The following is a 25,336-nucleotide window of genomic DNA, read 5'->3' as shown; positions in this document are numbered from 1 at the left end:
TTTGAGATAATCTTTATCTAATATTTTTTTAGTCCTTGAAACATAGGGCTTGTTTAAGTGCGCCTATTTTTCAATTACTTAATTTTTTTAAAAATGTCTTGACTTTTAATAGTTAGTCACCTAAAAATAGTATATCCTATTGAAAACATAACAAACATGTGATAAAATCACAATATATATTACCGCATGAATAATATTCGCTTGATCTTAAATAACAAATATATTAGGGAGGAGATACGAGGTGATTATAGATATAACAGGAATCGAATTGATACCCGGCAATTTAGGAAGAGATTGCGCAGGGAATGGAGAGCACATTGATAAAGAGGGGAAGCTACTGGAATGTTGCTGTGATGAATGTGATTACATGAAATGCTGTTTTGAATTTTATATAGAAGATAGATGCAGAAGCTGCAATGATAGTGAGTGTCCCCGCATTTCCAAAAGAAATAATAGTCAAGAATTTATGGAGGAACAAATTATGACGGACTATCAAAAAGCTTTTTATGAATTGTATGAAAGTGTAACAAAAGTGTTAGAGGATTTACATCGCTCCCAGGTAAAGTCCTTTCGGATCAGTAAAGGATGGGCAGAAAATGAGGTAAAACAGGACAATGAGACAGAACAAACGGCACCGTAAATTTTTACGGTGCCGTTTGTTTCAAAGTTTATATCATTTTTCGAATTAATTTTTCAAAGACTGTAACGGTGCAGGAATCCTTCCGCCCCGTTCAATAAACTTTTCGGAGGAGAAGGGACTCACCTTCATGATCGGACCGTGTCCCAAAAGACCGCCGAATTCCAAAACTTCCCCTTCCTTTTTTCCGATGGCGGGGATCACACGGACAGCAGTGGTTTTATGGTTCACCATTCCGATGGCGGCTTCGTCCGCTATGATGGCAGAGATGGTGGAGGCGGAGGTGTCTCCGGGAATCACAATCATATCAAGTCCCACAGAACAGACGCAGGTCATAGCCTCCAGCTTTTCCAGAGACAGGGAACCAGCATTCACCGCATCAATCATACCGGCATCCTCACTTACCGGTATGAAAGCGCCGGACAGTCCCCCAACGGAGGAGGTGGCAAATACGCCGCCTTTTTTCACAGCGTCATTCAGCAGCGCCAGCGCAGCCGTTGTGCCGTGGGTACCGCAGCTTTCCAGCCCCATTTCTTCCAGAATATGTGCGACGCTGTCCCCCACAATAGGTGTGGGAGCGAGAGAAAGATCCACGATTCCAAAAGGGACATTTAACCGTTTGGATGCTTCCTTGGCCACCATCTGCCCCATTCTGGTGATTTTAAACGCTGTCTTTTTGACGGTTTCAGCAACCGTTTCAAAATCGGCACCTTTCACCTTTTCCAATGCGGATTTCACGACACCGGGTCCGCTTACGCCAACATTGATCACACATTCCGGTTCGCCGGTTCCAAGAAAAGCTCCTGCCATAAAGGGGTTGTCCTCCACCGCATTGCAGAACACCACCAGTTTGGCACAGCCCAGACAGTCATTGTCCTTTGTCCGGTAAGCCAGATCCTTCACAATCTGTCCCATCTGCTTCACGGCGTCCATATTGATTCCCGCACGGGTGGAGCCGATATTCACAGAGGAACAGACCTTGTCGGTGACCGTGAGGGCTTCGGAAATGGAATCCACCAAAATCCGGTCTCCTTTGGTGAAGCCTTTGTGCACCAAAGCGGAAAAGCCTCCGATAAAGTCCACGCCAATTTCCTTGGCGGCCTTGTCCAGGGCAATGGCAAAATCAACGTAGTTATCGGTATCGGAACTTGCGGCAACCAGGGAAATAGGTGTCACAGAAACCCGCTTGTTGATGATTGGAATGCCGAATTCTCTTTGAATGTCATTCCCGGTTTTCACCAGGTCTTTGGCATAGCGGGTGATTTTATCATAAATTTTCTGCTGCGCTTTTTTCGGATCCGGGTCGGCACAGTCATTTAAGGAGATACCCATGGTGATGGTGCGGATATCCAAATTCTCCTTTTCAATCATATTTAATGTTTCAATTACTTCAAAATCGGAAAACATAGCTTTTCTTCCTTTCGTATTGCTTTGCGCGAAGCAGTCTGTTTTCGGAAAACACCGGCGTTAGATTCTGTGCATGGAATTGAAGATGTCCTCATGGCAGATCACAATCTTTACGCCCAACTCTTCGCCTTTGCTTTCCAGCTTCGCTTTCAAATCCTCAAAGGAAATGGTAGCGTGCTTCACATCCACCAGCATAACCATGGTAAACAGTTCCTGCATAATGGTCTGGGAAATGTCGAGAATATTGACACCGCCCTCACTTAGAATACCGGAAACACCGTGGATAATTCCAACTCTATCTTTTCCGATAACGGTAATAACCGCTTTTTTCATTTGTATTCGTTCCTCCTCTTTTCCAGATAGTATCCTATCATGGTATATATTAATATCACAACCGCAATGACGCTTATGGTCAGGCTTTCCTTTCCAAACTGGTTCATCAGCGGTTTATAAAGCGCAGTGATACCGAAGGCAAAAAACACCGCGGTTGATATCCAGCGAACCGAATGCGCCGGAATCCGGTTTAAGAAAAAATGCCCCGCAAAGACACCCAATAGGTCAACCAAAACAAGCGCTGAGACAGCGCCGAAAAATACCAGATAAGGTTCCGCGGGATATTTCATGCTCAGGGAGACTGCCGCCAGCTGGCTTTTATCGCCCAGCTCCGCCAGAAAAAAGGTGAGCATAATGGCAAAAGAACTCCACTTTGCGGGATATTTCACAGCTTTTTGGGATGCTGTTTCCTCTTTTGCACCGATGGTATAGAGGGAGAAAATCAAAAAGGATCCTGCTGCGGCAAAGGATATTACTTTCTGCAAATCCGGGATATTGCCTATAAAATTCCCAACGGTTACGGCAATCAGGTTTAAGAGGATAATCGCTGCGGTTATTCCCGCCATGATGGTTCTTTTTGGATATTTTGATGTGAGCGTCATAGCGAGAAGCTGTGTCTTATCAAAAAATTCAGAGCAAAAGATGATACTGAATGTGGCAAAAAACGCTGCCATTACCGGCCTCCTTTCACCTATCCCGGCCGCAGAACGGCAGCTGCCGAATACACATCCTGAATCATATGCCTTGTGCATATGATACCATGGAAATGGTATCATTGTCCATGAGCTTCGGTTGTTCGGACTTGTTCCGGACGAGAAGCTTGGACATCCTGTATAATATGCCTTGTGCATATTATACCGTGATACGGCGGGAAATACAAGCGAATTTTTAAAGTTTCATGGCTTTCACAATTAATTTGTAATTATCGTCGAGAATTTGGGGAAATTGCTCCATGGGAAGCGGGTTTTCTCCTTCCCCGACCTCAACCGTAAAAGCGGGAATCAAAAAGCGATCGATCACCCAGTCCTTCATTCCTGAATAAGAAGTAAAACCGCTGGGAATACTGACCTCATAACCTGCTGCATCCGCCAGCTGGCGCGCGATTTTCAGAGCGTCCTTATGATGTCTGCCGTCAAATTCGTAATAGATTTCTTTTCCCTGGGAATGAAACGCTATCACCATATCTGGAACTCTGGAGCAGATGAGTTTTGACATGCTGTAAGTTTCCGGCTGATCCAGAGGATGATATCCACTGAAACGGGAGGCACAAGGCCCGAAAATTTCCGCTTCCTCTTCCAAAAGCTTCCCCTCATAGAATTTAGCAGGATAGTTGTGGTTTAAGTCCACCCCATTGGCATTACTCTGCCAGTTTAACTGTTTGTGGCATTGGGAGTACTCCACGCCGTCCGGATTGACCATGGGGACAATATCCAAGGTACAGTCGGAGAGCAGGCGGGAGGCGTTTTCGCCCAAAAATGGTTCTCCAAAAAATGCGCAATTGGAGATATCAGAAATAAATTGGACGAGGAGCGCTGAGGTGATCCACTCCATTCCATGGTGGGCGCCGTTCAGATGAATATACTTTTTTCCTTTTCCCATTCTTATACGAAAAAGTTCTCTTTTCTGAACGGATTTTCCGAATGTACAGACATTCAAAAAAGGATAGGTATCCTGCAGACGATTCAAGTCTGCCGAGAGCTTATCATAGTTATAATTGATATAGTTTTCATACATTGTGTGTTTTCCGCCTTTCTTTTTGCTGACCGCAAGCGGCTGGCTAATGCTTTCTGTCTCTTTTCATGTATATGAAAAATAGAAAAGCTTAGAATGAATTTTTCAACAAAAAAAGGAAACATTCCGAACCATCGGAAGTTCTTTCGCTTGCAGAACCGGCAATCCGGCAGATGGAAACAGAACACGATAGCATGGTATCCGGCGTCTAATGCGCAAAGTAATTCAGCAAAAAACAGAATAATTTTATGAAAATGTCGAAATAAACGAGAAAAAAGGGAAAAAAACCAATATAAATCACGAAAAAGAGGATATTTTTTCAGATTTCCAATTGACCATGAAGAAGATTTATAGTATAATTGATAAATATCTGAGCATTTTAATGAATTTGGAATAAGTATTAGAAAGTCGAATCTGACATGCTCTGCATTTGTCAAATTCACGTTTTTTGGATTTTCGGTTTTGCAAGGCGCCAGTCTTGTATATCCTTACGTGCCAAAAAACGAAAATTTGTCTGTGAAAACCATAGCCGATTCAACTCCCTAACGCTTGAATGCCGAATTTTTTAAAATGATTCAAATTCATCTGTACCGTGGTACGGGTTAAACATTAGGAGGAATTGGCATGGCAAAGAACATTGCTAAAATCGTGCTGATTGTGCTGATCATTGGCTTGCTTGCATTTGTTGCGGTCAATGGCCTTTCCTTAACCGCTGTAGGCATTCCGGTGGAAATCCACAGCGTCATGGATGAGGAGCATGGAATCAGAAAAGGATTCGACTTAACCGGGGGATCTGTTATTGTCTATGAAGCGGATGCGGAAACCGTTACGACGGAACAGTCCGATACCATTCGGGATATCATGCGCAAACGTTTAGACCGTCTGGGATTCACGGAAGCAACCGTTGCCAAACAGGGCGAAAAACGGGTGGTAATTGAAATTCCGTCTGTCACCAATCCGGATGAGGCCATCAAGACACTCGGAAAAACAGCAAAACTGCATTTTGTTGATTCGGATGGAGTGGAAATTCTCACCGGAGACGATGTGAAGGATGCAAAAGCACAGTACGGACAGCTTTCACAGAACGGATCAAATGAGCATTTTGTAGAACTGACTCTGAATTCTGCCGCACAGCAGAAGTTTTATGAGGCGACCACGAGAATGAGCCAGAAAGCGGACGGTCAGAACTATATCAGCATTATGCTGGACGAGGAGGAATATTCCAGACCCAGCGTAAAAGAACCAATCAATTCGGACAGCTGCGTGATTTCCGGCAGCTTTACCGCGGAATCCGCAAAAGAACTGGCCACGACGATCAAAGAGGGACAGCTTCCCTTCAACCTGAATGTTGTAGAGAGAAGAAGCTCCGGTCCGTCTTTGGGGGACAACGCTTTGAGCAGCAGTCTCTTTGCAGGGATGATCGGTTTGCTGATTATTCTGTTGTTTATGATTATTGTTTACCGTTTGCCGGGAGTTGTCGCGGCAATCTCTTTGATTGGATATATCACTTTGGACGTGCTTGTACTTGCGCTGACCAGGGCAAATCTGAGTTTGCCGGGCATTGCCGGTATCATTTTATCCATCGGTATGGCGGTTGACGCCAACGTTATCATCTTTGAGCGGATCAAGGATGAGCTCCGTTTGGGCAAAACCGTTGGCGCTGCTTTGGACGCAGGCTTCCACCGTGCTCTGGTTGCCATCATTGACGCAAATGTCACGACGGCTATTGCAGCAGTTGTGCTTTATATCTTCGGTACAGGTACCATCAAAGGCTTTGCGATTACGTTAGGCCTTGGTATTATTGTAAGTATGTTCACGGCTATCGTACTGACCAAGTTCCTGTTGAAAGCGTTCTTCGGACTGAATGTTAAGAACCGCTGGTTATACGGGCTGAGCAAGAAGAAAGACGAAGGCGGTGAAGCAAATGTTTGATATCATTCATAAGAAAAAAATCTTTTTTGCAATTCCGGTAGCGATTATTTTAATCGGCATCATCTGTTTTATCGCATTTGGCGGCTTCAATCTGGATATCGATTTTGCCGGCGGAACAGAAATGCTGATCGACACCAAAGCAGAGTTTAACAAAGACGAGGTTACCCAGATGGTAACCGATACCCTTGGTTTCGCGCCCAACAGTGTTCAGCAGTCTTTGATTCAGCCGACCGAGGTTACCATCAAGACAAAAACACTGAGCACGGAAGAGGCGGAAAAGCTCTGGAATGCATTTAAAACCAAATATAATCTGGAGGATGCCGACAGGCTGTCAACCAACTCTGTTTCTCCGACCGTCGGCGGTGAGCTGGCGCAGAGCGCTGTTCTGGCAAGTATCATCACGGTTCTGCTGATGCTTGTTTACATCTCTTTCCGCTTTGAATTTTTATCCGGCGTTTCGGCGGTTGTCGCACTGGCGCATGACACTTTGATTATCCTGTCTTTTTATGCGATTTTCCGGCTGCCGGTTAACACCAACTTCATCGCATGTATCTTAACCATTCTTGGATATTCCATCAACAATACCATTGTTGTGTTTGACCGTATCCGTGAAAACTGGAAATATGCGAGAAGGGAAAGGTTCAGCGAAGTGGCAAACAGAAGTATTTGGCAGACAATGACACGTTCCATCAACACAGCGTTCACGACGCTGGTGACGATTGTATGCCTGTATATTTTCGGTGTGGATGCCATTCGTGAGTTTGCTCTGGCGCTGATTGTGGGTATGGTAAGCGGTACCTATTCTTCCATTTTTATTGCGGCGCCGTTCTGGGATCTTATCCGCGGCAAGCAGAAAGCGGATAAATCCGGCAAAAAAGCAAAAGCATAAGATAAATGAGAGTTCAAGGGCTGTTGCGTCTGCGGCAGCCCTTCTTATTTTTTAAGAACGTTTGAAAAAGGAGGATGGAAATATGGAGCCAAAAGATTTTTACCACTATCTTTACCGAAAGCTGAACAAAAGAACACCGCTGAAAAACGATTGCGGGACTCTTTGCGGAAATGCCTGCTGTGTGGACAGTGGGGAAGAACCCTTGGGAATGTATCTGTTTCCTTTTGAGGAGGAAGCTCTGCAAGGGACAAAGAACCTGACGATTGAGGATTCTGATTTCCTTATCAATGAAAAGCCTGTGAAAATTGCTTTCTGCCACCCCTACTGCAACCGGAGGGAGCGCCCTTTATCCTGCCGCATTTTTCCGCTGTTTCCCTATGTGGACAGGCTTGGGAAGATGCAGGTGATCATCGATCCCAGGAGCAGGGACTGCTGTCCGCTTCACCGGCTGGAACGAAACGAATTGTCATCACAGTTTGTGCGCGGTGTACGGCATATCGCAAAACTGCTGATGATGAACGAATCCACCCGCGAATTTTTGTATGAAACCTCACGTCTTATCGACGAGGAATTGGAACTTTACTGCCAATTTTTGAAAAGCTAAATTCCATATTTACATTCGCTTTAAAATGTGCTACACTTAAGTGTGAATAAGTATCAAAATATTGAATGTTTCGAAAAAATCGAAAAAATCAAAAAAATCGAAGATGGGAGCAGAGCCTGTGCGTGTCATTTCCGGCTCCAAAAGGGGCACGAAGCTTTTGTTTATAGAGAATGATTCGGTGCGCCCGACCACCGACCGGGTCAAGGAAGCCGTGTTCAATATCATTCAGTTCCATGTGCGGGACAGTTCGGTTCTGGATCTGTTTGCCGGCTGCGGCGGACTGGGCATTGAAGCCCTGTCCCGGGGGGCAAAACACGCTGTTTTTGTGGATCATGGAAAGGAAACCTTTTCGATTTTACATAAAAATATAGAAAAAACCGGATTCGGAGGACAGGCAGATTGCCGGCTTTCGGAATTTGAAGCCTATCTGCGTACAGCAAGGGAACCGTTTGACTTGATTTTTTTGGATCCGCCCTATCATAAAGGGCTCTCAGAATGCGCGCTCAAACTGATTGATGAGCGGAGACTGCTGAATCCTGGGGGGCTTATCGTGCTGGAGTGCGACGGGGACGAGGAAATTATAATCCCGGACTCTTTTCATCAGGCAAAAAAGGTACAGTATGGGCGGGTCAAAATTACAATACTGAAGATTGAGGAATGATAGCATGAAAATAGCGGTATATCCGGGCAGCTTTGACCCGATTACCAATGGACATTTGGACATCATAAAAAGAGCTTCCAAGGTGTTTGACAAGGTGATTGTCAGCATTCTGGTCAACAGCAGCAAAACTCCCTGTTTTGAAATGGAGGAGCGGAGAGCTTTGATCGAGAGGGTGATGGGAGATCTCCCTAATGTGGAAGTGGATTGCTTCGAGGGGCTGCTGGTCAACTATGTGCGGAAAAAGGGTGCGCATGTCATCATCAAAGGCCTGCGGGCTATCTCGGATTTTGAATACGAGTTTCAGATGGCTTTGGCCAACACAAAGATCGCGCCGGATATAGAGACTCTTTTTATGATGACCAATCAGGAGTATTCCTATTTGAGTTCCAGCATTGTCAAGGAATTGGCGTCACTGGGCGGAAGCTTGGAGGGACTGGTTCCGGACGAGATCATGCAGGACATCATTGATAAGGTAAGAGAACACGAAGAGCGCTTGAAAAAAAGGTAGAGGAGGAATCGGCATGAAATTCAAAGAATTGATTGATGAACTGGAAGAAGTCATCGAGGACGCGTCTAAGATCCCGCTGTCCAACAAATGCATGATTGATAAAGAAGAAGTGTTTAATATTATTCAGCAGATCCGGCTGACCTATCCCGAGGACATCAAGCAGGCGGAATATGTCCGCAAGGAGCGGGACAGAATCCTGCAGGATGCCGAGAAGGAATCTAATATCATCACGGAAAATGCGAAGGCCAAGGTTGCAAAGCTGGTGAACGATTCGGAAATCATCAAAATTGCAAAGGAAAAGGCAACCGAGATTTTGCAGGATGCCACCAAGAATGCACAGCAGATTCTCAACGATGCGGAGGAACAGGTGCGCAAAATCCAGGAGCAAAAATCGCAGGAGCTGATGCAGGAACAGGAGAGCGCGCTTGGCTATATTGACGGAATGCTGGGACAGGCCGAGTCCACAGCGGAATCCTCGGTTACCGCCATGGTAAAGCTGATTGATGAGATGAACCAGCACTATGACCAGCTGCGCAGTGTGTACGAAAAGATTTCCAAAAACCGGCAGGTGTACCGGGAAAAGAATAATTTGCAGTAAGAGAGAAAAGAATGAAAAAATTCAGCCCCTTGCGTTTCAAAACGCAAGGGGCTGTTTGATTACTGCTCCGGAATTTCAAATTCTGCAACGACAACCTCTGTTGAAACAAGAATCCGATTTTCAAAAAACAATCCGCCTGATTGAGAAGCTGGTTGAAGCAATCCAGTCTTTAATGTATAGGTGCCAGGAACCATATAGATATTAGGAGCCAATGGTTCTTCTGGATGTATCGTTCTCGTTTCGAAATATGTTTCAGCGGGTTCAATCAGAGGTCTTAAATAGTCATTCAAAGAAGGCCTATTCGGGATAACAGCTGCACTGGGATAACTCATAAACCAAATTCTTGTGTCTGTACTGTCATAAATTTCAGCAAAGAAAGCCTCGTACAACCGAATTGGGATCTTAGATAAATTTGTCACCTCTATCCCATATTTACACGTTTCGACGTCAGTCACTGCTTTCAGCTCTATCAGTTCGTCTATTTGCTTCACATGAAGAGAAACAGACTGTTGTTTCTCATTCCATACAACATTAAAACCCAAGAGATCGGCAAAACTGCGAAGCGAAATAAAAGTTCTGTCCCATTTTGTTTGAGAAGGAGCGGAAAGTTGAAATTCTTTTGTCCAATGATATTCTGATGGTTCGTTGATATTTGTTCTGCAATAAACCGCATACATTTCTGATTTCCCTAACATAAAAGTAAAACTGGAAGCCTGTTTTAGGGATAAAACAATTTGATTCGGCTGTTCTGTATTCCAACGAACCTGATATCCAAGGAGTTCTCCAAATGCTCTCAAAGGAATCATAGTACATCCTGATTCAGTGTCGATAAAGGGGACAACATCAGGATTTTCTGAATCAATAAACTGTTCTTTGCCGTCCGCCTGAAAAATGGGACTGCCAATGGTAAAACAGATTTCTTTGGGTGGCTCGGTCTTTTCCTGCGCATAGGCAGGAAAGCTTTCAAATAGAAGCAGCGCTGCAAGGAGAAATAAAACATATTTTTTCATATAAATCACCCTCACTCTACTTCAAGGAACATTCGATACGTGTCAGGGAAATCCGGAAGGTTCAGCTTGATGTCCGCATAATAGCTCCCAGCCTCCAATTCGGTTTGGACAGAGCAACCTGTTCTTATACTCTGTTCCGGCGGCAGAAGAAGATAGTTGTGTGTCTCTGTGACCGGTTTTTTCATTTCAGAGATCAAATTGCCGGACAGATCATAAATACGGATATTCATTTGGAATTCCTCAGAGAAAGGAAACAAAAAGGGCAGTTTATGCGAATTCATAATGTCCAGACCGAATGTTCTTTCCTCTTGCTCTGTTTCTATATACGGGAAGATGTCGAGAAACTGTTCGGTCGGTCGGGGACGGGAGATTCCAATGGCAATACCGCTGTTTGGACCGGTGGCGCCATAATCAACGTTATGGCCGAAAAGCTCGCCTAAAAAGCGGACAGGAACGAAAGTGCGGTCAAATCGGGTGACAGCGGGCGTTTCCATTTCAAATTCTTTCGTCCAAAGAATTTCAGAATCATTTTGCAGTTCCGCTTTTACCAGCTTTGAACCAAGCTTCATGGTAATTTGATACGGTTCTTTGGTGAGAAGAATTTCTTCGGTTTGCTCATTCCAGCCCACTTGGAAATCAAATAGAGTGGCAAAACAGCGCAGAGGGAGCATGGTTCTCTGGGGTTCCTCCTCCAGATAGGGGGCAACCAGCGGATTTTCATCGATTTCATACTCCTGGAAATCTTTTGAACCGTATTCATATTGAGGATTGATAGTATAGATATTGGAGCCAATTCGAAAAGAGCAATAGCTGATCCAGGCAATATCTAGAGGTGTTTGAGGTGGTATAAACACAGCCGGATAGCCTGGTCCAGACCATCCGATGTTTTCGTTATTTATTATTTTTTGAACATCCTTTTCAGTCAAAAGATAAGGGAGTTTTATATTTTTTTCGCCGTCAAAAATAGCAAAGCCGCTTCTGCAATTATACGAACACCAATTTTTATTTTCAGTAGAAAAGACAAAAGAAAAACGAGTATTTTTTGTCCGGTCATCGTGGTTATCTGTAAGCATAACAGGCATAGTTTTGATAAGATTATAGAATGACTGTATTTTTTCTTGCTTGCTCATTCCCGAAGAAAGATAAGAATTTTTTGAGGATTCTGAGGCTTTATAAAGAGAAAATATGCTTGATTTGCTCTATCGGCATATCCAAAATATCATTTACAGTATAATCTTTCGCATTTGCCGAGATGAAAAACGTCAATGTTAAGCAGACAAGCAAAAACAAAGCAGTAACATGTTTTTTCATAAGCACACCTTCTTTTTTCTATGAAAGAGAATATTATATACCATTATTATACATCTATTTGATTGGTTGTCAATCAGTTTGGATAAATTTTGTATTTTTGTCTTTTCGTGTTCGAAAAATCGCCCCTTGTATTTGAAACACAAGGGGCAATTTGATGATTGTCTCGTTTTCTGTTAAGACGCCGATTCTCTGCATTGACGAATCGCATCATTGATCGCCTGAACGGCTTCCTTTGCCTGTGCTTCGGAAAAACCGCCCTTCAAGACAACTTCGCCGTTTACGATGGCTTTCTCAACCGCAGCTTCGCCTAAGAGTTGACCGTTGACAAGACCTTTTAACACCTTGTTCAACGTTTTCTGCGACATTGCCTCGGTGATCTTTTCCAGCTTTTTGGCTCCGGTTTCCGTGCATTTCAAACGTATGTTGGTACTTCCCTCCACCGGATCCGCCTCCGCGGACTGTAAATCGGCAGCGGAGAGGAGAACATGGTTGTATCCTCCAAGCAGATAAAATTTGCAGTTTTCCAAATTTACAGTTTCCATGGTTTCCAGCGGATTGCCGTTTTTTCCGTCCATGGAAGTAAAGACATCTCCTTCCGGTCCGCCGATGGAGGTTTGCTTCAGCAGCGGTGCGGAAAGGGTATTGTATGCTATCTTTGCCGCCGTACCTCGTGAGATGGGATCGGAGGTTTTTCCGCCGGCATTCCGGGTAAGCCCCAGCTCGTTTGCCTTCAGCAGATACTCCACGGGATAGGCATCGGGTATCTTAAGGAGAACCTTGTCATAACCCAATGCGCAAACCAGCATTTTCACCGCCTGCTCATAGGTCACCTTCTCGTCTGGCGCAAAGGTTCCGTCCCCGTTGCCCTGCAGAATGCCAAGATTCGTGGCAAGAATAACGTATCCGTTTGCCCAGTGTTGGAAGGTTACGTCAGTATACTTTGAATTGACCTTGCCCGCCTCCTCTGCGGCGTGTCCCATTTTCAGCATACGGATGATCACTGCTGTCATCTCAGCGCGGGTGAGGTCTCCGTCCGGGCGGAAGGTGCCGTCGGGGTAACCTTCCAGAATACCATAGCCGCTTAATGTTTCCACGGATTCCTTTAAGAAAGCATCTTCCGCCAAATCGGGAAATGCCGTTTCCTCCGCCGCAAAAGCATAACTGCCTGTCAGACAGAGCACCAAAAAAACAGCCGCCGTTTTTCTGAATCCTTTTTTCATTCCACTGCTCCTTTCTGTATCAAGATGATTAGCAGAAAAGTTGTTCTATTTAAAACTCGCTTATCTGCTTTTTTGCCCATATTTCCTTATTCATATGCTTTGAACACAACAATCTCATATGTATTATATCAGCAAATCAGCATGCTCATATTCTAGTTTACTAAAATTGCTCCTTGAATGGTAGAACCGGAATTTGGATTGCTTAGTTCAATATAATAAGTTTTATCATATCTCAATTCATCCAATGTGATTTTTGTATTTTGATTTTTGATTGCTGTAACTGTTTCATTCAGTACCACAGAATTATCGAATTTGTTAATTACTTTCATATTGACTGCATGTGTGTTTCCGATTCCTGCAATATAAATATTCATAACACCTAATGAGGTTCCGCTTATTCTCTTTGGACGGAATGCATAATCAGAATACATTTTTCCGCTTGAAAAGCTATAATCCATTGTGGCACCGGAATTGTTTAAATCACAGACTGAAGTTGGTACATATGTAATCATTCTATATGCATCATCATCTTCCAAAACATTTATCATTTTGCCATCCAGTACGCATCTTCCTTCATCTTCCATCTGAGCAATAATATCTGTAAATCCATTATACTGTGAAGCATTTGCTATAACAATACTAACCATTAAAAACATTAAAGTAATTACAAAAAATTTTCTTTTCAGCATACTTTTTTCTCCTTTTCATTGGTTTGATTTTTATGGATTCTATGACTTAAAAACGACATAAAACATTGGACCCACCCCCTTTGCAATTATTTATATATTTTATTAAAATGAATTTTCTTTCGTAATATAACTTTAAAGGTCAGCGGTATGGCACAAAAATTTTTCTATTCTGTATTTATCGTGAAAGATTAACAGAGAATATGAAAAGCATAAACGCAAGATGAAAATACAGAATATTTTATAAAAACAAATATTTTCGGTAAAAGGAAATAAATTCTTTAAGAAAATCATACAATAAAATACAGAAAAATACAATCTCCAAAAAAAGATAATTTTCGACACTGTGAAGGAGGAAAGTTTATGTTAAAGAACAAAAAAGCAAAAAATATTTTGTGGATCGTCGGAGGAACGCTTCTCTTTGCAGTCATAGCGGGGCTGGGTTCTATGAAATCGGCTGAAGTCTATGCTTCGCTCAAGCTGCCGCCTCTGTCACCGCCGTCCTGGCTGTACGGTGTTGTATGGCCTGTTTTGTATGCCTTGATGGCCTTGGCGACCATTCTGCTAAAACAGAAGGCCCAAAGCGGGCCGGAGAAAAAAGATGCCATCTCAACCTACTGGATGCAGCTGATTATCAATGCAATCTGGCCCTATCTTTTTTTTCTGCTGAAAGTGCGTTTTATCTCCTTTGTATGGCTGGTGATTCTTCTGTATTTTGTCATTCTTCTGACAATTCGTTATTGGAAGCTATATAAACCGGCGTCTTTGCTTTTGATACCCTACGTTCTCTGGACGGCTTTTGCCGTATATTTGAACTATTTTACATGGCTTCTCAACCGCTGAGGTGATAAGCACAAAGACGGCAGCGGTGGAAAACAGAAAGACAGGGCCTTTTACCATCCAAACCGCACTCAGTCCCATAGCCAGAAACGAAGACAGCGTCTTGCCAATCAGGTAAGGCGCTGTTTTGATGTGACAGGGCGCCGTGAAGGAGAGCGCTTGACAGAATATGCTGATCCCGCCGAAACTCAGAAGGAATTCGGCCAGGCAAACTTTCAGAATAGGGGAAAGATTCAGAACGGAAAGTGCTTTCAGACCCGAAGTGATTTCAAATAATCCAAAAATCATAGCTTCCGCAGTGCCGGAATCGTTTCCGAATAAACTGCTGAGAAAGGAGATGATATGCGTTGCTTTTAAGACAGAGAAAAAAGCTGCAAAAAAAACAATCACTCCCACCACATTGATCATAGCAAAGCAGCTGTCCTTGACAGCATCCGTCAGCAGCAGGGAAAAGGAGGGGCGCTGTTGTTTGCTGACAGCCGGAACCAGCGTATCATTTCGATAGAAAAGACGGAGAATGCTTCCCGTCATCAGAGAAGAGAGAATATGGCACACAAAAAGCAGTGTTCCTGTGGAAGTGCTGCCAAAGAAGGCAGCGCCAACGGTTGCGATGGCAAACGCGGGACCGCAGTTATTGCAGAATGCAAGGAGGAAGCTTGCTTCCCCTTTGGAGATTTTCCGGTTTGCACACAGGTCCGCCGCTGTTTTTGCCCCCATAGGATAGCCGCATACCATTCCCAGGCTCAAAGCCAGCACCCCATAGGATGAAATGTGAAAAAAATTTCCGATTTTTTCGGTCAATTTGTTTCCCGGACGGATGACATTCGCGTTTGTCAGCATTTTTGAAACCACCATAAACGGGAAGAGGGAACCTATCACCGAGCTGCCGCAGAGAATAAGAGCCTCCTTGGCTCCCTCTGCGCTGGAAACGGGAAAAAGAATAAACAAAAAAAATGATAGAAGCAGAAAAATTGTCATAACCCATTCATCCTTTCGCTCAGAAAATCTCTTGTTTTATACTCTAAAGCTTATTCCGGCGAATAGGTGAAATATTCATGGATTAGAAAGCATAGTATGTAACATGACAGGGAAGAAAAGAGGTTATCCATATGGCGAGAAAAAAAGAGATCCAAAAAGGAAAAGAGAAAGAGCCCAAACCCAGTCTGCGTGAAATTATGACACAGGCACTGGAGCTGCCAGTCGAATTAAGCGATCTGTCCAAAACCACTCTTCTGGGAAACAAAGAGTTAAGTATTCAGAATTTCAAAGGGATTATTGAATATGACACAAAAATTATCCGGCTGAACACTAAGGATTTTATGATTAAAATATGGGGCGAAAACCTGAATATCAAAAATATCAATGATGAGGATATCACTGTCAACGGCAAAATTTCAGGGATTGAGTTAAACTAAGCGGAGGATGACATTATGCTGTTCACCAGAATTGTAGATTTTTTTCAGGGATATGTGGTTCTGTATTTGGAGGGCATTCATCTGGAACGCTTTCTGAATATGGCCATCAATGAGGACATTTATCTGTGGGATTTGAAACGTTTGTCAGAGACGACGATGCGCTTGAAAGTCAGCAGGAAGGGATTTAAAAGACTGCGTCATTTGGCGTATAAAACGAAAACGAAAGTATCACTGTGCGGAAAATACGGATATTTTCGATGGCGGAAGAAGGCTTTTGCACGTAAATTTTTTATTCTCAGCGTGCTCCTGGCTGTTGTGCTGATTGCCTTCCTGTCCTCTTTGGTTCTGGACATTGAGGTGATTGGAAACACCACGGTGGAGAAAGAGGTTATCCTTGAAAAATTAAATGAAATAAACTTGAAAAAAGGCGTGTTTCGAGGTAATATAGATAGGGATAAGGTATCCAACAAGCTGATAACTGATCTGGACAATATCAGTTGGGTTGGAATTACCGAAGAAGGGACAAAGGTGATTATTGAAGTCAAGGAGCGTCGTCCTGCACCTGTTATTGTGCCCAAAGAAATCCCTTGTCACATCGTTGCCACAAAGGATGCGGTTATAAAAAATATGACGATTGAAAACGGAGACGCGGCCGTTCAAATCGGCGATGTAGTGGCACAGGGACAGGTTTTGATCTCTGGAATCGTGACCAGTGAGAAGGCGGATACCCGCTATCTGCACGCGATGGGCAGCGTGGTGGGAAAAACCTGGTATGAAGAAACTGTGACGAACAAAATGTTTGAATATGAGAAAGAATATACGCAGAATGTACATACTAAAAGATATATTCGCTTTTTTGACTATCCCATCCGTCTTTCTTTTTCCGATCAGGTGCCCTATTATAATTATGACACCCAGACGGAACGGAAGATATTCGGCTTTGTAACTTGGGAGACCAATCGATACAGTGAATATACCCTGCACCGGAAAGAGCGCGGGGAAGAAGAGGTTAAAAAGCAGGCGGAGGAAATGCTGACTGAAAATTTATACAAGACATACGACAGGGAGAAAGTGCTTTCCGTAACTTTTGAGCACAGCTATAACGAGGCAGGGGAACTGGCTACCCGTCTGCTTGCGGAATGCGAGGAGGAAATTGGGGAAGCGCTGGATTTTACAAAAGAGATGCAGATACAGGAGGAAGAACATGCGGATGAGTGAAAGAGTCATTGCGGCGTCCAATCTGGAGGCGGTGGCGAATCTGTTCGGCGCGTTTGACGGCAATGTGAAAGCAGTGGAAAAGAAGTATCAGGTTTCTGTCCTCAACAGGGATAATGAAATTCGGGTTTCCGGAGCGCCGGACAATGTGGAGAATGCTTCCAAGGTTATCTCACAGCTGCTGCAGCTGGCGGAGCAGGGGGAGCCTATAACGGAACAGAATATTAATTATATTTCTTCTATGGTGGAAAACGAGGAGGAGAAGTCATACACGGAACTGACGGGAGACTGTGTCTGTGTAACCGTGAAGGGGAAACCCATCAAACCGAAAACATTCGGGCAGAAACAGTATACAGGGATGATTGCAGACAACACGGTCACGTTTGGCATTGGACCTGCCGGTACAGGGAAAACCTATCTGGCGGTAGCGATGGCGGTGTCCAGCTTCCGAAAAAAGGAAGTCAGCCGTATTATTCTGACCAGACCGGCTGTGGAAGCCGGAGAAAGCCTGGGATTTCTGCCCGGAGATTTGCAGACAAAGGTGGATCCTTATCTGCGCCCACTGTATGACGCCCTGTTTGAAATGCTGGGGGCGGAAAGCTTTCAAGCTTATCAGGAAAAGGGGATGATTGAGGTTGCACCTCTTGCGTACATGAGGGGACGCACGTTGGATGACAGCTTTATTATTCTGGACGAGGCACAGAATACCACCAAAGAGCAAATGAAAATGTTTTTAACGAGAATCGGTTTTCATTCCAAAGTGGTGATCACGGGAGACATCACACAGATTGATTTGCCCGCAGGAAAAAAATCCGGTTTAAAGGACGCGATACGAATTCTGAAAAATATAGATGATATTGGCATTCAATATCTGACGGACCGGGACGTAGTGCGCCATCCCTTGATCCAGAAGATCATTCGGGCATATGATCGGTTTGATCAGGAGCAGCAAATCAAAAAACATGACAGGCAGGAAAAAAGATGAAGTATATCATAGAAATTGATGATTTTGAAAACCGGCTGAACCAGGAGGAGAACCAAACCATAAAGAGCGTTATAACGGCTGTTGTCACGAAGGAGAACTTTCCGTATGCCTGTTATGTCAGTGTATCTGTGGTAGGCGAGGAGGAGATACGGTCGATCAATCAGGAACAAAGAGGGGTGGACCGTGCAACCGATGTGCTGTCCTTTCCCGCGCTGGAGTTCGACTCCTCTTACTGTCTGTCGCAGGAGATTGGTCCTGCCGATATGGATCCGGAGACGGATACCGTTTATCTGGGAGATATCGTGATCTGCAACGATGTTCTCAATCGGCAGGCATTGGAATACGGCCACAGCAAAAAACGGGAGTTGGCGTATCTGACTGCACACTCCATGTATCATTTGCTGGGGTATGATCATGTGACGGAGGAATTAAAACAGGACATGCGGCAAAAGGAGGAAGCCCTTTTAAATCAATTGGATATCACCAGGATGGGGTAGGGGCTCTCATGATGAAACAAAAGCGAAAAAATGCGCTGTGTATACTGCACAGCGGAATGGAGTGATTAAATGCATAAGCTGTTTCAAAGCTTCCGCTATGCCTGGGCAGGAGTGCGGCAATGTTTTTTTGAGGAACGGAATTTCAAGATACATACGCTGGCGGCAGTACTGGCGATCGGCGCAGGGCTGTTTTTCAAACTGCCTGTGTCTCAGACTGCGGCAGTGCTTCTGGCAATTGCCTTGGTAATGGGCGCAGAAATTTTTAACACGGCAATTGAGAATACGCTGGATCTCATCTGCGGAGAATATAATGAAAAAGTGAAAAAGACAAAGGATATTGCCGCGGGAGCCGTCCTGATCTGTGCAATCGTTGCGGCGGTTATCGGAGTGATGGTCTTCCTGCCGCCTTTTTTGGAATGGATGGGGTGGCTGTCTCTATGAAAAAACAATTGACATTAGCCGCTGTAAATGCGAAATATTCCCATACCTCCCTCTCGGTCCGAAGCCTGAAAAGTTATCTGGTGAAACAAGGATTTGCCGCGCCCTGCTGTGTAGAATGTACCATCAACGATCCCTATTTCACCATACTGGATCGTATCATGAAAGCTGACGGCGATATCGTTGGACTTTCCTGTTACATATGGAATGCCCAGCTTGTAAAGCAGCTGAGCTTTGATATCAAGGCTCTGGCTCCTGAAAAAACTCTTTTTATCGGAGGGCCGGAGGTATCCTTTCGGGAACGGGATGTATTTTCGGAATATGCGGCAGATTTCATCATAAAAGGGGAAGGCGAACTTCCTCTTTCTCAGTATCTGCAGGGAATGCCGCCAGAAACAATCAAGGGCATCATGACGCCGGCGTTTGACAATGGGCTTGCCGGTAATGTTCCGCTGGAGGACATCCCTTTTGTTTATGGGGAGAATGAGCTGGCAGGTTTGCAGAACCGCGCGGTGTATTATGAGACGACAAGAGGTTGTCCCTTTCACTGTTCCTTCTGCATTTCCTCCTTGTCCGAAGGCGTGCGGGCTCTGCCTATGGATCGGATCAAAAGGGAGCTTCAGCTGTTTATTGATAAGAAGATCCGAAAGGTAAAGCTGGTGGACCGCACTTTTAATTATGACAGGAAGCGTGCTTATGAAATCTTTCAATATATTATAGAAAACAGCAGGGAAACCTGTTTTCATTTTGAGGTAGGGGCGGATCTGTTTGACGAGGAGACGCTGGAATTGTTGAAGACAGCACCGGCCGGAATCATCCAGTTTGAGGCGGGCGTGCAGACCACCAATTCGGAGACTTCCCGTCTGATTTGCCGGACAAATTCCCTTGAAAAGCTCAAGCACAATGTGGGGTTGCTGAAGCAGTGCAAAATGCGGCTGCATCTCGATCTGATCGCCGGCTTGCCGAAGGAAGACCTGCAATCCTTTTATAATAGCTTTGATGAAATATACCGGCTGAAGCCCGATATTCTGCAGCTGGGCTTTTTAAAGATGCTGTATGGATCGAAAATCAGAAGAGAGGCAGACCTCTTTCATTATATATATCGAAAAGAGCCTCCCTATGAGGTGCTGAAAAACGACAGTATCTCCTTTCCGGAGCTCATGCGCCTCAAGGATATGGAGGAAGCTGTGGAGATATATCACAATTCACGCAGCTTTGTGACGGCACTGAACTATGTGTTCGACGAAAATGAAATCCGACCGTCCGCATTCTTTGACGCGCTGGGACAAGCTTTGAAGGGGGAGGGGAGACTGTCCTTCAAAGAACAGTTTGCGCTGATAGGAAGGATTTACCGGATGTTAGAGCTGAAAAAAAGCGATGATTTTTTGGAACATTTGAAGTATGATTACGTCCAAAAAAACAGAGGGCCGCTTCCCGGCTGCTTTGCCAACTTTAAGTCCAAACAGGCGTCGAAAGCTTTTTTCGAACTGCTGGATAATGAGGAGGCTGTTTTGAAGTATTTCCCCTGGCTCAGCGTATACAAACCAAAGGAAAGAAAGAAAATCGTGGACTTTGAATTGTTCTGTTTTGAGGATGAAAAAAAACTGTTTGCATTCGACAGAAAAAATGGAATTGTTGTTGATCTTTCTCCTGAGTTGATGTATAATGGTTTCGAAAATTTGTGTTTTTTCTCAATGTGAAAATTCTGTGAAGGAATGAACAAATCACTTGACAAAACACCTAATTTACAATATAATCAAAACATATGCTGAATGAAGGGGAGGTATGTCGAGAAATGGCAGTAAAATATATTTTTGTAACCGGCGGTGTTGTTTCCGGTTTAGGAAAGGGCATCACGGCGGCGTCCCTCGGCAAACTTCTGAAATTGAGAGGCTATCACGTAACAACCCAGAAATTCGATCCGTACATCAATGTGGATCCGGGGACAATGAGTCCCTATCAGCACGGGGAAGTCTTTGTAACCGAAGATGGTGCTGAGACGGATTTGGATTTGGGGCATTACGAACGATTCATTGACGAGAATCTGAACCAGTTTTCCAATGTGACCGCTGGCCGCGTTTACTGGTCCGTTTTGAACAAGGAACGCCGGGGCGATTATCTCGGCGGTACCGTTCAGGTGATTCCGCATATAACAAATGAAATCAAGCACAATATTTACAGAGTTGCAAAAGAGACAAACACAGAGATTGTGATCACCGAGATCGGCGGCACAGTCGGCGATATCGAAAGCTTGCCTTTTATCGAGGCGATTCGGCAGGTGGCCTGCGAGGTCGGTCGCGAGAACTGTATGTTCATTCATGTGACATTGGTTCCCTATCTGGCTTCCTCCGGCGAACAGAAATCAAAGCCCTCACAGCACAGCGTGAAAGAACTCCTGGGCTTGGGAATTCAGCCAGACATGATTGTCTGTCGCTCGGAAATCCCTCTGTCAAAGGAACTGAAGGACAAACTTGGACTTTTCTGCAATATGAAAAGCGAGTGTGTCATTGAGAATTTGGATGCTCATGTATTGTATGAGGTTCCGCTGATGCTGGAGAAACAGAACATCTCCAAGGTTGTTCTGGAACGATTGAACCTTTCTCCCGGTGAGATTGACCTCTCGGATTTGCAAAGCTTGGTGGAACGGATCAAGAATCTCGAAAAGCGCACAAAGATTGCTCTGGTTGGCAAATATGTCGATCTGCATGACGCCTATATCAGTATAGCAGAGGCCTTAAAACATGCCGGATATTACAACGGCACCGCTGTCGAAATCAAATGGATCAATTCCGAGTATCTGACAGAGGAGAAAGCGGACGAGATGCTCTCAGACGCGGATGGCATTCTGGTTCCCGGCGGGTTCGGGGACAGAGGTATTGAAGGCAAGATTACAGCGGTCAAATATGCCAGGGAACACAAGGTGCCTTTCTTTGGTATCTGCCTGGGTATGCAGCTGGCGGTTGTAGAGTTTGCCAGGAATGTAGCCGGCTTAAAGGGTGCTCACTCCAAAGAGCTGAATCCCAAGACAGATTTCCCGGTTATCGACCTGATGCAGGAACAGTACGAGATCAGCGATTTGGGAGGAACAATGCGGCTGGGCAAATACCCTTGTGTATTGAAAGAAGGAACAAAAGCGTTTGACGCTTACCATACAATTGAAATTTCGGAACGGCACAGACACCGTTATGAATTCAACAATGCGTTCCGTGAAACCTTAGAAAGCAAAGGGCTGATTCTGGCGGGAAAATCCCCCAACGGCAGTTTGGTTGAAATTGTTGAACTGGGTGATCATCCTTGGTTTGTGGGCGTACAATTCCATCCCGAATTCAAGTCCAGACCGGAGAGGCCCCACCCGCTGTTCCGCGACTTTGTTGCCGCATCGTTACAGAATCAAGGGTAAAAGACAAAAAAGATACAGTATCATTACAGTTATGTTACAATGATTGACACCCTAAGAAACCTTTGTTATAATCAAGTCAAAGATTGGGTCCCACCTTTTGGCGGCGATCCATTTTGAAGGAAGCATACATGGTAGAAAGAGGTGTATGTGACCTATAAAGAAACTCTTTCGAAAATGAAAAATTAATTTTATAAGGGAGGAATTTGAGTATGAAAAACCTCAAAAAAGTTACAGCTTTAGTTATCGTACTGGCAATGGCACTGAGTTCAGTTGCTTTCGCAAGCTTCTCTGATGTCTCTGAAGATGCCAGCTACAACGAAGCTGTGCAGGTAATGTCTTCTTTAGGCCTGTTAGTTGGCTATGAAGACGGCACATTCGGCCCCGACAAAACAATTACAAGAGCAGAATTTGCTGCTGTAATCGTGAGAGCTCTGGGCATGGAAGATGCTGCAAAAGGCGCTTCCGTTAACACTATTTTCACAGACGTTCCGGCTGATCACTGGGCTTCCGGTTATGTTCAGATCGCTAACCAGCAGGGGATCATCCTAGGTTACGGCGACGGAAACTTCGGTCCTGACGATGAAGTTCTGTACGAACAGGCTGTTAAAATGATCGAATGCGCACTGGGCTACGGCGTTAAATTCAGAAACGTAGCAGATGCTTATCCAACATCTTACCTGGCTCAGGCAAACGCTGACGGCATCACAGTTGGTGCTTCCGGCAAAATCGGTGACAAAGCATCCAGAGCAGTTGTTGCAAGACTGGTTTACAATTCTTTGGACGTTCCGATGATGGTTCAGAAAACTATCGGCGGTAGCAACGGCGATGAATTCCAGGTTGATGACAGCACATCTCTGCTGTACAGCAAACTGAAAATCGCTAAAGTGGAAGGTACTGTTGAAAAACTGTACTTCAACAAAGATCAGGCAGATCAGGTTTCCTTCAAGATCACAAAAGAAGACAGCAAATGGGATGACAGCGACATTGGTTACGGCTCCGCAGCTAATTTGACTTATGGTGAAAGTGTTGACGTTGCTTCCATGAGAGGATATTCCTGCGTTGCTTACATCGATATGAACGATGATTCCGACTTGATTCTGAAAGCAATCGCTCCGAAAGCCGGAAGAAACAAAACTCTGACCCTTACCAAAAAACAGGTAGACAGTGTTGATTTTCATAACAATGAATTGTCCTACTACAAAAATGACAGCAACGATGACAAAGCACTGAAAGTTAAACTGGATAGCAGCTTTGCTGCATATGAAAACCTGAGCACAGGTGAAATGGATGAGCCTGCATTTGAAGCTCTGTTCACAGATGACAATGCTGATTTCACATCCATCAAACTGATTGAAAACGGCAACGACAACAAGTATGATATGGCAATTGTTGAAAAATACGATTCCTTTGTTGTTGATTCTGCAAATGAAAGAACTAACACTATTCTGGCAAACACAAGCGCACTGAAAACATACAGCAGTTCCAGGCTGAAACTGGATCCGGATGATGATACCATTACTTTCTCTATCAAAGATAAAGACGGTAAAGCAATTGCACTGGCCGACATCAAGAAAGATGACGTAGTGAACGTTGCTACTTCCGAAGACGGTTCCGACACATTCTATGATATCATTGTTACCAACAATGTTATAAGCGGTACAATTTCTGAAAGATCTGACAGCAACGGAATTGCTTACTTCAAGATTGGTGATGCAGAATACAAAGTTGCAGGCAACGATGACACATATGTAAAAGTCGGCGATGAAGGCGCATTCATCGTAGATATGGCTGGCAACATTCTGTATAAGACCGCTGTTGACGGCGGAACTCTGGGTGACTTTGCTTTCATCATCGGTTTGGAAGCGAAAGAAGAATTCAATTCTTACACCTACAAAGCAAGCATCATGAACCAGAAAGGTGAATTCTCTGTTGTTGAACTGGCTAACAAGATCAGAATCAACGATGCTAGCCAGAAAGAAATCGACTATGCTGGTACCGATTCCAACAAAGTAGCTTACAGCACAATTGAAGCTATGGCTAAGACTCTGGTTGGTTACAAAACCAATTCTTCCGGTCAGATTTCTCAGTTGATCACAGACTTCTCTGTTATGAACAGCAGCTATCTGTCCGCTACACCTACCAAAGACTTAACTTACAAAGCTGATGGAAGAATCGGCAGCTACTTCGTTACAGAAGGTTTGAATCTGTTCAACTCTGATGTAGATATCGCATCTGCTAAGAAAGATGATCTGTCTGTTGTAAGTGCTTCCGGCTTGACTGCTGATGAAGATTACACCATCAAGACAATCGTATACGACTCTACCAACAACAACATCATCGCAGCTTTGGGTGTTGATATCAAAGCGATTGCAAGCCCTGATTCCGCTGCTATGTTCGTAACAAGTGTTGGTACGAAGAACGATTCCAACGGTGATCCGGCTACATTGCTGAAAGGCTATGTAAACTATGAAATCGTAGAGATTGTTGTTCCGGATGATGCAAGAATTCAGAACAACTCTGGCGATTCCAGCTTCACAGATTTCACAAAAGGTGATGTCGTTCAGTACAGTGCTAATTCCAACGGCGAAGCTTCCGGCGTATCTGTTGTATTCACAGCTGCTCAAATTCTCGGCAAAAAAGCTATCACAAACGGCGATGTTGACAATCAGGATGATGACAAGTTCGTATACTCCGATTATGTTTACAATGTAACCGGCAGCAACGTATACTACATCGATCCTTCCGACAGAGACGGTGACGATTATGCAGTTGTTACTCTGGCCGGCACTGTTCCGACTGTTAAAGTAACTCTGAACGCTTCCGGTGATATCAGATCTATCAATGGTGATTCCGCATTCAACGATATCAACACTGATAAAGCTGATCCGAAGAACGGCAGCGAATATCCGAACACTGACAAATTAATCGTTATGAAGTATGAAAACAAACCTATCATTGCGATTGTTGTTACAGACGGTAATTATTAATCAGAAATGATTTAGAAAAGGACCGGCGAAAA

The 25,336-nt window shown here is 44.3% G+C and carries 26 protein-coding genes; 16 read left to right on the top strand and 10 right to left on the bottom strand.

The genetic code is table 11. The features are described from left to right. The first annotated feature begins 241 nt into the window (after positions 1-241). Positions 242-640 (top strand): hypothetical protein, encoded by a 399-nt coding sequence (locus KQI32_RS02255; protein ID WP_216423766.1) that lies wholly within the window; start codon positions 242-244, stop codon positions 638-640. Positions 641-685: 45 nt separating this feature from the next. On the opposite strand, the gene KQI32_RS02250 is transcribed toward KQI32_RS02255, so the two are convergent. The 4 genes from KQI32_RS02250 to KQI32_RS02235 form a co-directional block, all read right to left on the bottom strand. Continuing rightward, positions 686-2,044: a PFL family protein gene (locus tag KQI32_RS02250; RefSeq protein WP_177691971.1), complete on the bottom strand. Its 1,359-nt coding sequence runs from the start codon at positions 2,042-2,044 to the stop codon at positions 686-688. A 60-nt stretch (positions 2,045-2,104) separates the two neighbouring features. Then, positions 2,105-2,377: an ACT domain-containing protein gene (locus KQI32_RS02245; protein ID WP_177691970.1), complete on the bottom strand. Its 273-nt coding sequence runs from the start codon at positions 2,375-2,377 to the stop codon at positions 2,105-2,107. Further along, positions 2,374-3,051: a TMEM165/GDT1 family protein gene (locus KQI32_RS02240; RefSeq protein ID WP_177691969.1), complete on the bottom strand. Its 678-nt coding sequence runs from the start codon at positions 3,049-3,051 to the stop codon at positions 2,374-2,376. Before KQI32_RS02240 ends, KQI32_RS02245 begins: the two co-directional genes overlap by 4 nt. A gap of 214 nt (positions 3,052-3,265) precedes the next feature. Next, positions 3,266-4,111, bottom strand: coding sequence for a M14 family zinc carboxypeptidase (locus KQI32_RS02235; protein ID WP_216423765.1), 846 nt, complete (start codon positions 4,109-4,111; stop codon positions 3,266-3,268). Between the two features lie 621 nt (positions 4,112-4,732). Here KQI32_RS02235 and secD point away from each other — a divergent pair. The 6 genes from secD to KQI32_RS02205 all read left to right on the top strand — a co-directional run bounded on the left by secD (position 4,733) and on the right by KQI32_RS02205 (position 9,300). Continuing rightward, the gene (gene secD / locus KQI32_RS02230; protein WP_177691967.1) at positions 4,733-6,040 is read left to right on the top strand and encodes a protein translocase subunit SecD; all 1,308 of its coding nucleotides are present in this window, start codon (positions 4,733-4,735) and stop codon (positions 6,038-6,040) included. Beyond that, complete coding sequence (gene secF, locus KQI32_RS02225; RefSeq protein WP_216423764.1) at positions 6,033-6,929, top strand: protein translocase subunit SecF; 897 nt, start codon at positions 6,033-6,035, stop codon at positions 6,927-6,929. Before secD ends, secF begins: the two co-directional genes overlap by 8 nt. Before the next feature lie 82 nt (positions 6,930-7,011). Then, complete coding sequence (locus KQI32_RS02220) at positions 7,012-7,533, top strand: hypothetical protein (RefSeq protein ID WP_177691965.1); 522 nt, start codon at positions 7,012-7,014, stop codon at positions 7,531-7,533. Positions 7,534-7,651: 118 nt separating this feature from the next. Then, complete coding sequence (gene rsmD / locus KQI32_RS02215; RefSeq protein WP_177691964.1) at positions 7,652-8,194, top strand: 16S rRNA (guanine(966)-N(2))-methyltransferase RsmD; 543 nt, start codon at positions 7,652-7,654, stop codon at positions 8,192-8,194. A gap of 4 nt (positions 8,195-8,198) precedes the next feature. Beyond that, positions 8,199-8,702, top strand: a complete 504-nt coding sequence (gene coaD, locus KQI32_RS02210; protein WP_177691963.1) for a pantetheine-phosphate adenylyltransferase — start codon at positions 8,199-8,201, stop codon at positions 8,700-8,702. A 13-nt stretch (positions 8,703-8,715) separates the two neighbouring features. Beyond that, positions 8,716-9,300, top strand: coding sequence for an ATPase (locus tag KQI32_RS02205; RefSeq protein WP_177691962.1), 585 nt, complete (start codon positions 8,716-8,718; stop codon positions 9,298-9,300). A 59-nt stretch (positions 9,301-9,359) separates the two neighbouring features. Here KQI32_RS02205 and KQI32_RS02200 read toward each other — a convergent pair whose 3' ends face one another. The 5 genes from KQI32_RS02200 to KQI32_RS02180 form a co-directional block, all read right to left on the bottom strand. Beyond that, the gene (locus tag KQI32_RS02200; protein WP_216423763.1) at positions 9,360-10,310 is read right to left on the bottom strand and encodes a stalk domain-containing protein; all 951 of its coding nucleotides are present in this window, start codon (positions 10,308-10,310) and stop codon (positions 9,360-9,362) included. A gap of 11 nt (positions 10,311-10,321) precedes the next feature. Next, positions 10,322-11,164 (bottom strand): stalk domain-containing protein, encoded by an 843-nt coding sequence (locus KQI32_RS02195; protein WP_216423762.1) that lies wholly within the window; start codon positions 11,162-11,164, stop codon positions 10,322-10,324. A 316-nt stretch (positions 11,165-11,480) separates the two neighbouring features. Continuing rightward, entirely contained in the window at positions 11,481-11,621 is a 141-nt protein-coding gene (locus KQI32_RS02190; protein WP_216423761.1) for a hypothetical protein, read from the bottom strand. A gap of 173 nt (positions 11,622-11,794) precedes the next feature. Further along, positions 11,795-12,841: an S-layer homology domain-containing protein gene (locus KQI32_RS02185; RefSeq protein ID WP_216423760.1), complete on the bottom strand. Its 1,047-nt coding sequence runs from the start codon at positions 12,839-12,841 to the stop codon at positions 11,795-11,797. A 152-nt stretch (positions 12,842-12,993) separates the two neighbouring features. Beyond that, positions 12,994-13,530, bottom strand: a complete 537-nt coding sequence (locus tag KQI32_RS02180) for a hypothetical protein (RefSeq protein WP_216423759.1) — start codon at positions 13,528-13,530, stop codon at positions 12,994-12,996. A 360-nt stretch (positions 13,531-13,890) separates the two neighbouring features. On the opposite strand from KQI32_RS02180, the gene KQI32_RS02175 reads away from it, so the two are divergent. Next, positions 13,891-14,370 (top strand): TspO/MBR family protein, encoded by a 480-nt coding sequence (locus tag KQI32_RS02175; protein WP_216423758.1) that lies wholly within the window; start codon positions 13,891-13,893, stop codon positions 14,368-14,370. Here KQI32_RS02175 and KQI32_RS02170 read toward each other — a convergent pair. Further along, the gene (locus KQI32_RS02170; RefSeq protein WP_216423757.1) at positions 14,275-15,345 is read right to left on the bottom strand and encodes a hypothetical protein; all 1,071 of its coding nucleotides are present in this window, start codon (positions 15,343-15,345) and stop codon (positions 14,275-14,277) included. The genes KQI32_RS02175 and KQI32_RS02170 overlap by 96 nt on opposite strands. Positions 15,346-15,476: 131 nt before the next feature. On the opposite strand from KQI32_RS02170, the gene KQI32_RS02165 reads away from it, so the two are divergent. From KQI32_RS02165 to KQI32_RS02130, 8 genes are all read left to right on the top strand, one after another. Continuing rightward, positions 15,477-15,782 (top strand): YabP/YqfC family sporulation protein, encoded by a 306-nt coding sequence (locus KQI32_RS02165; protein WP_177692017.1) that lies wholly within the window; start codon positions 15,477-15,479, stop codon positions 15,780-15,782. 15 nt (positions 15,783-15,797) lie between these two features. Further along, the gene (gene yqfD / locus KQI32_RS02160) at positions 15,798-17,000 is read left to right on the top strand and encodes a sporulation protein YqfD (RefSeq protein WP_216423756.1); all 1,203 of its coding nucleotides are present in this window, start codon (positions 15,798-15,800) and stop codon (positions 16,998-17,000) included. Continuing rightward, positions 16,993-17,982: a PhoH family protein gene (locus KQI32_RS02155; protein WP_177692024.1), complete on the top strand. Its 990-nt coding sequence runs from the start codon at positions 16,993-16,995 to the stop codon at positions 17,980-17,982. Before yqfD ends, KQI32_RS02155 begins: the two co-directional genes overlap by 8 nt. After that, the gene (gene ybeY, locus KQI32_RS02150; RefSeq protein ID WP_177692019.1) at positions 17,979-18,479 is read left to right on the top strand and encodes an rRNA maturation RNase YbeY; all 501 of its coding nucleotides are present in this window, start codon (positions 17,979-17,981) and stop codon (positions 18,477-18,479) included. The genes KQI32_RS02155 and ybeY overlap by 4 nt, the downstream gene beginning before the upstream one ends. 69 nt (positions 18,480-18,548) lie before the next feature. Continuing rightward, on the top strand, positions 18,549-18,920 hold the full coding sequence (locus tag KQI32_RS02145) for a diacylglycerol kinase family protein (RefSeq protein WP_177692020.1): 372 nt from the start codon (positions 18,549-18,551) through the stop codon (positions 18,918-18,920). Beyond that, on the top strand, positions 18,917-20,617 hold the full coding sequence (locus KQI32_RS02140; protein WP_216423755.1) for a B12-binding domain-containing radical SAM protein: 1,701 nt from the start codon (positions 18,917-18,919) through the stop codon (positions 20,615-20,617). The genes KQI32_RS02145 and KQI32_RS02140 overlap by 4 nt, the downstream gene beginning before the upstream one ends. A 95-nt stretch (positions 20,618-20,712) precedes the next feature. Next, on the top strand, positions 20,713-22,317 hold the full coding sequence (locus KQI32_RS02135; RefSeq protein ID WP_177692022.1) for a CTP synthase: 1,605 nt from the start codon (positions 20,713-20,715) through the stop codon (positions 22,315-22,317). Positions 22,318-22,526: 209 nt separating this feature from the next. Beyond that, positions 22,527-25,304: an S-layer homology domain-containing protein gene (locus tag KQI32_RS02130; protein ID WP_216423754.1), complete on the top strand. Its 2,778-nt coding sequence runs from the start codon at positions 22,527-22,529 to the stop codon at positions 25,302-25,304. Positions 25,305-25,336: the final 32 nt, after the last annotated feature.

Origin of the sequence: Acetivibrio sp. MSJd-27 (assembly GCF_018918095.1) — a bacterium.
In the GTDB taxonomy this organism is placed as follows: domain Bacteria; phylum Bacillota; class Clostridia; order UMGS1840; family HGM11507; genus HGM11507.
This window is presented reverse-complemented; position numbering and strand designations above follow the sequence as displayed.

Bases quoted from the DNA above. Each gene is read 5' to 3' on its own strand.
- KQI32_RS02250 (WP_177691971.1), bottom strand. From the start codon at position 2,044: ATGTTTTCCGATTTTGAAGTAATTGAAACATTAAATATGATTGAAAAG.
- KQI32_RS02240 (WP_177691969.1), bottom strand. From the start codon at position 3,051: ATGGCAGCGTTTTTTGCCACATTCAGTATCATCTTTTGCTCTGAATTT.
- KQI32_RS02130 (WP_216423754.1), top strand. From the start codon at position 22,527: ATGAAAAACCTCAAAAAAGTTACAGCTTTAGTTATCGTACTGGCAATG.
- secD (WP_177691967.1), top strand. From the start codon at position 4,733: ATGGCAAAGAACATTGCTAAAATCGTGCTGATTGTGCTGATCATTGGC.
- KQI32_RS02165 (WP_177692017.1), top strand. From the start codon at position 15,477: ATGGCGAGAAAAAAAGAGATCCAAAAAGGAAAAGAGAAAGAGCCCAAA.
- coaD (WP_177691963.1), top strand. From the start codon at position 8,199: ATGAAAATAGCGGTATATCCGGGCAGCTTTGACCCGATTACCAATGGA.
- KQI32_RS02175 (WP_216423758.1), top strand. From the start codon at position 13,891: ATGTTAAAGAACAAAAAAGCAAAAAATATTTTGTGGATCGTCGGAGGA.
- KQI32_RS02245 (WP_177691970.1), bottom strand. From the start codon at position 2,377: ATGAAAAAAGCGGTTATTACCGTTATCGGAAAAGATAGAGTTGGAATT.
- KQI32_RS02170 (WP_216423757.1), bottom strand. From the start codon at position 15,345: ATGACAATTTTTCTGCTTCTATCATTTTTTTTGTTTATTCTTTTTCCC.
- KQI32_RS02180 (WP_216423759.1), bottom strand. From the start codon at position 13,530: ATGCTGAAAAGAAAATTTTTTGTAATTACTTTAATGTTTTTAATGGTT.
- KQI32_RS02140 (WP_216423755.1), top strand. From the start codon at position 18,917: ATGAAAAAACAATTGACATTAGCCGCTGTAAATGCGAAATATTCCCAT.
- KQI32_RS02220 (WP_177691965.1), top strand. From the start codon at position 7,012: ATGGAGCCAAAAGATTTTTACCACTATCTTTACCGAAAGCTGAACAAA.
- KQI32_RS02235 (WP_216423765.1), bottom strand. From the start codon at position 4,111: ATGTATGAAAACTATATCAATTATAACTATGATAAGCTCTCGGCAGAC.
- KQI32_RS02135 (WP_177692022.1), top strand. From the start codon at position 20,713: ATGGCAGTAAAATATATTTTTGTAACCGGCGGTGTTGTTTCCGGTTTA.
- secF (WP_216423764.1), top strand. From the start codon at position 6,033: ATGTTTGATATCATTCATAAGAAAAAAATCTTTTTTGCAATTCCGGTA.
- KQI32_RS02145 (WP_177692020.1), top strand. From the start codon at position 18,549: ATGCATAAGCTGTTTCAAAGCTTCCGCTATGCCTGGGCAGGAGTGCGG.
- KQI32_RS02185 (WP_216423760.1), bottom strand. From the start codon at position 12,841: ATGAAAAAAGGATTCAGAAAAACGGCGGCTGTTTTTTTGGTGCTCTGT.
- KQI32_RS02190 (WP_216423761.1), bottom strand. From the start codon at position 11,621: ATGAAAAAACATGTTACTGCTTTGTTTTTGCTTGTCTGCTTAACATTG.
- KQI32_RS02205 (WP_177691962.1), top strand. From the start codon at position 8,716: ATGAAATTCAAAGAATTGATTGATGAACTGGAAGAAGTCATCGAGGAC.
- KQI32_RS02155 (WP_177692024.1), top strand. From the start codon at position 16,993: ATGAGTGAAAGAGTCATTGCGGCGTCCAATCTGGAGGCGGTGGCGAAT.
- ybeY (WP_177692019.1), top strand. From the start codon at position 17,979: ATGAAGTATATCATAGAAATTGATGATTTTGAAAACCGGCTGAACCAG.
- KQI32_RS02200 (WP_216423763.1), bottom strand. From the start codon at position 10,310: ATGAAAAAATATGTTTTATTTCTCCTTGCAGCGCTGCTTCTATTTGAA.
- yqfD (WP_216423756.1), top strand. From the start codon at position 15,798: ATGCTGTTCACCAGAATTGTAGATTTTTTTCAGGGATATGTGGTTCTG.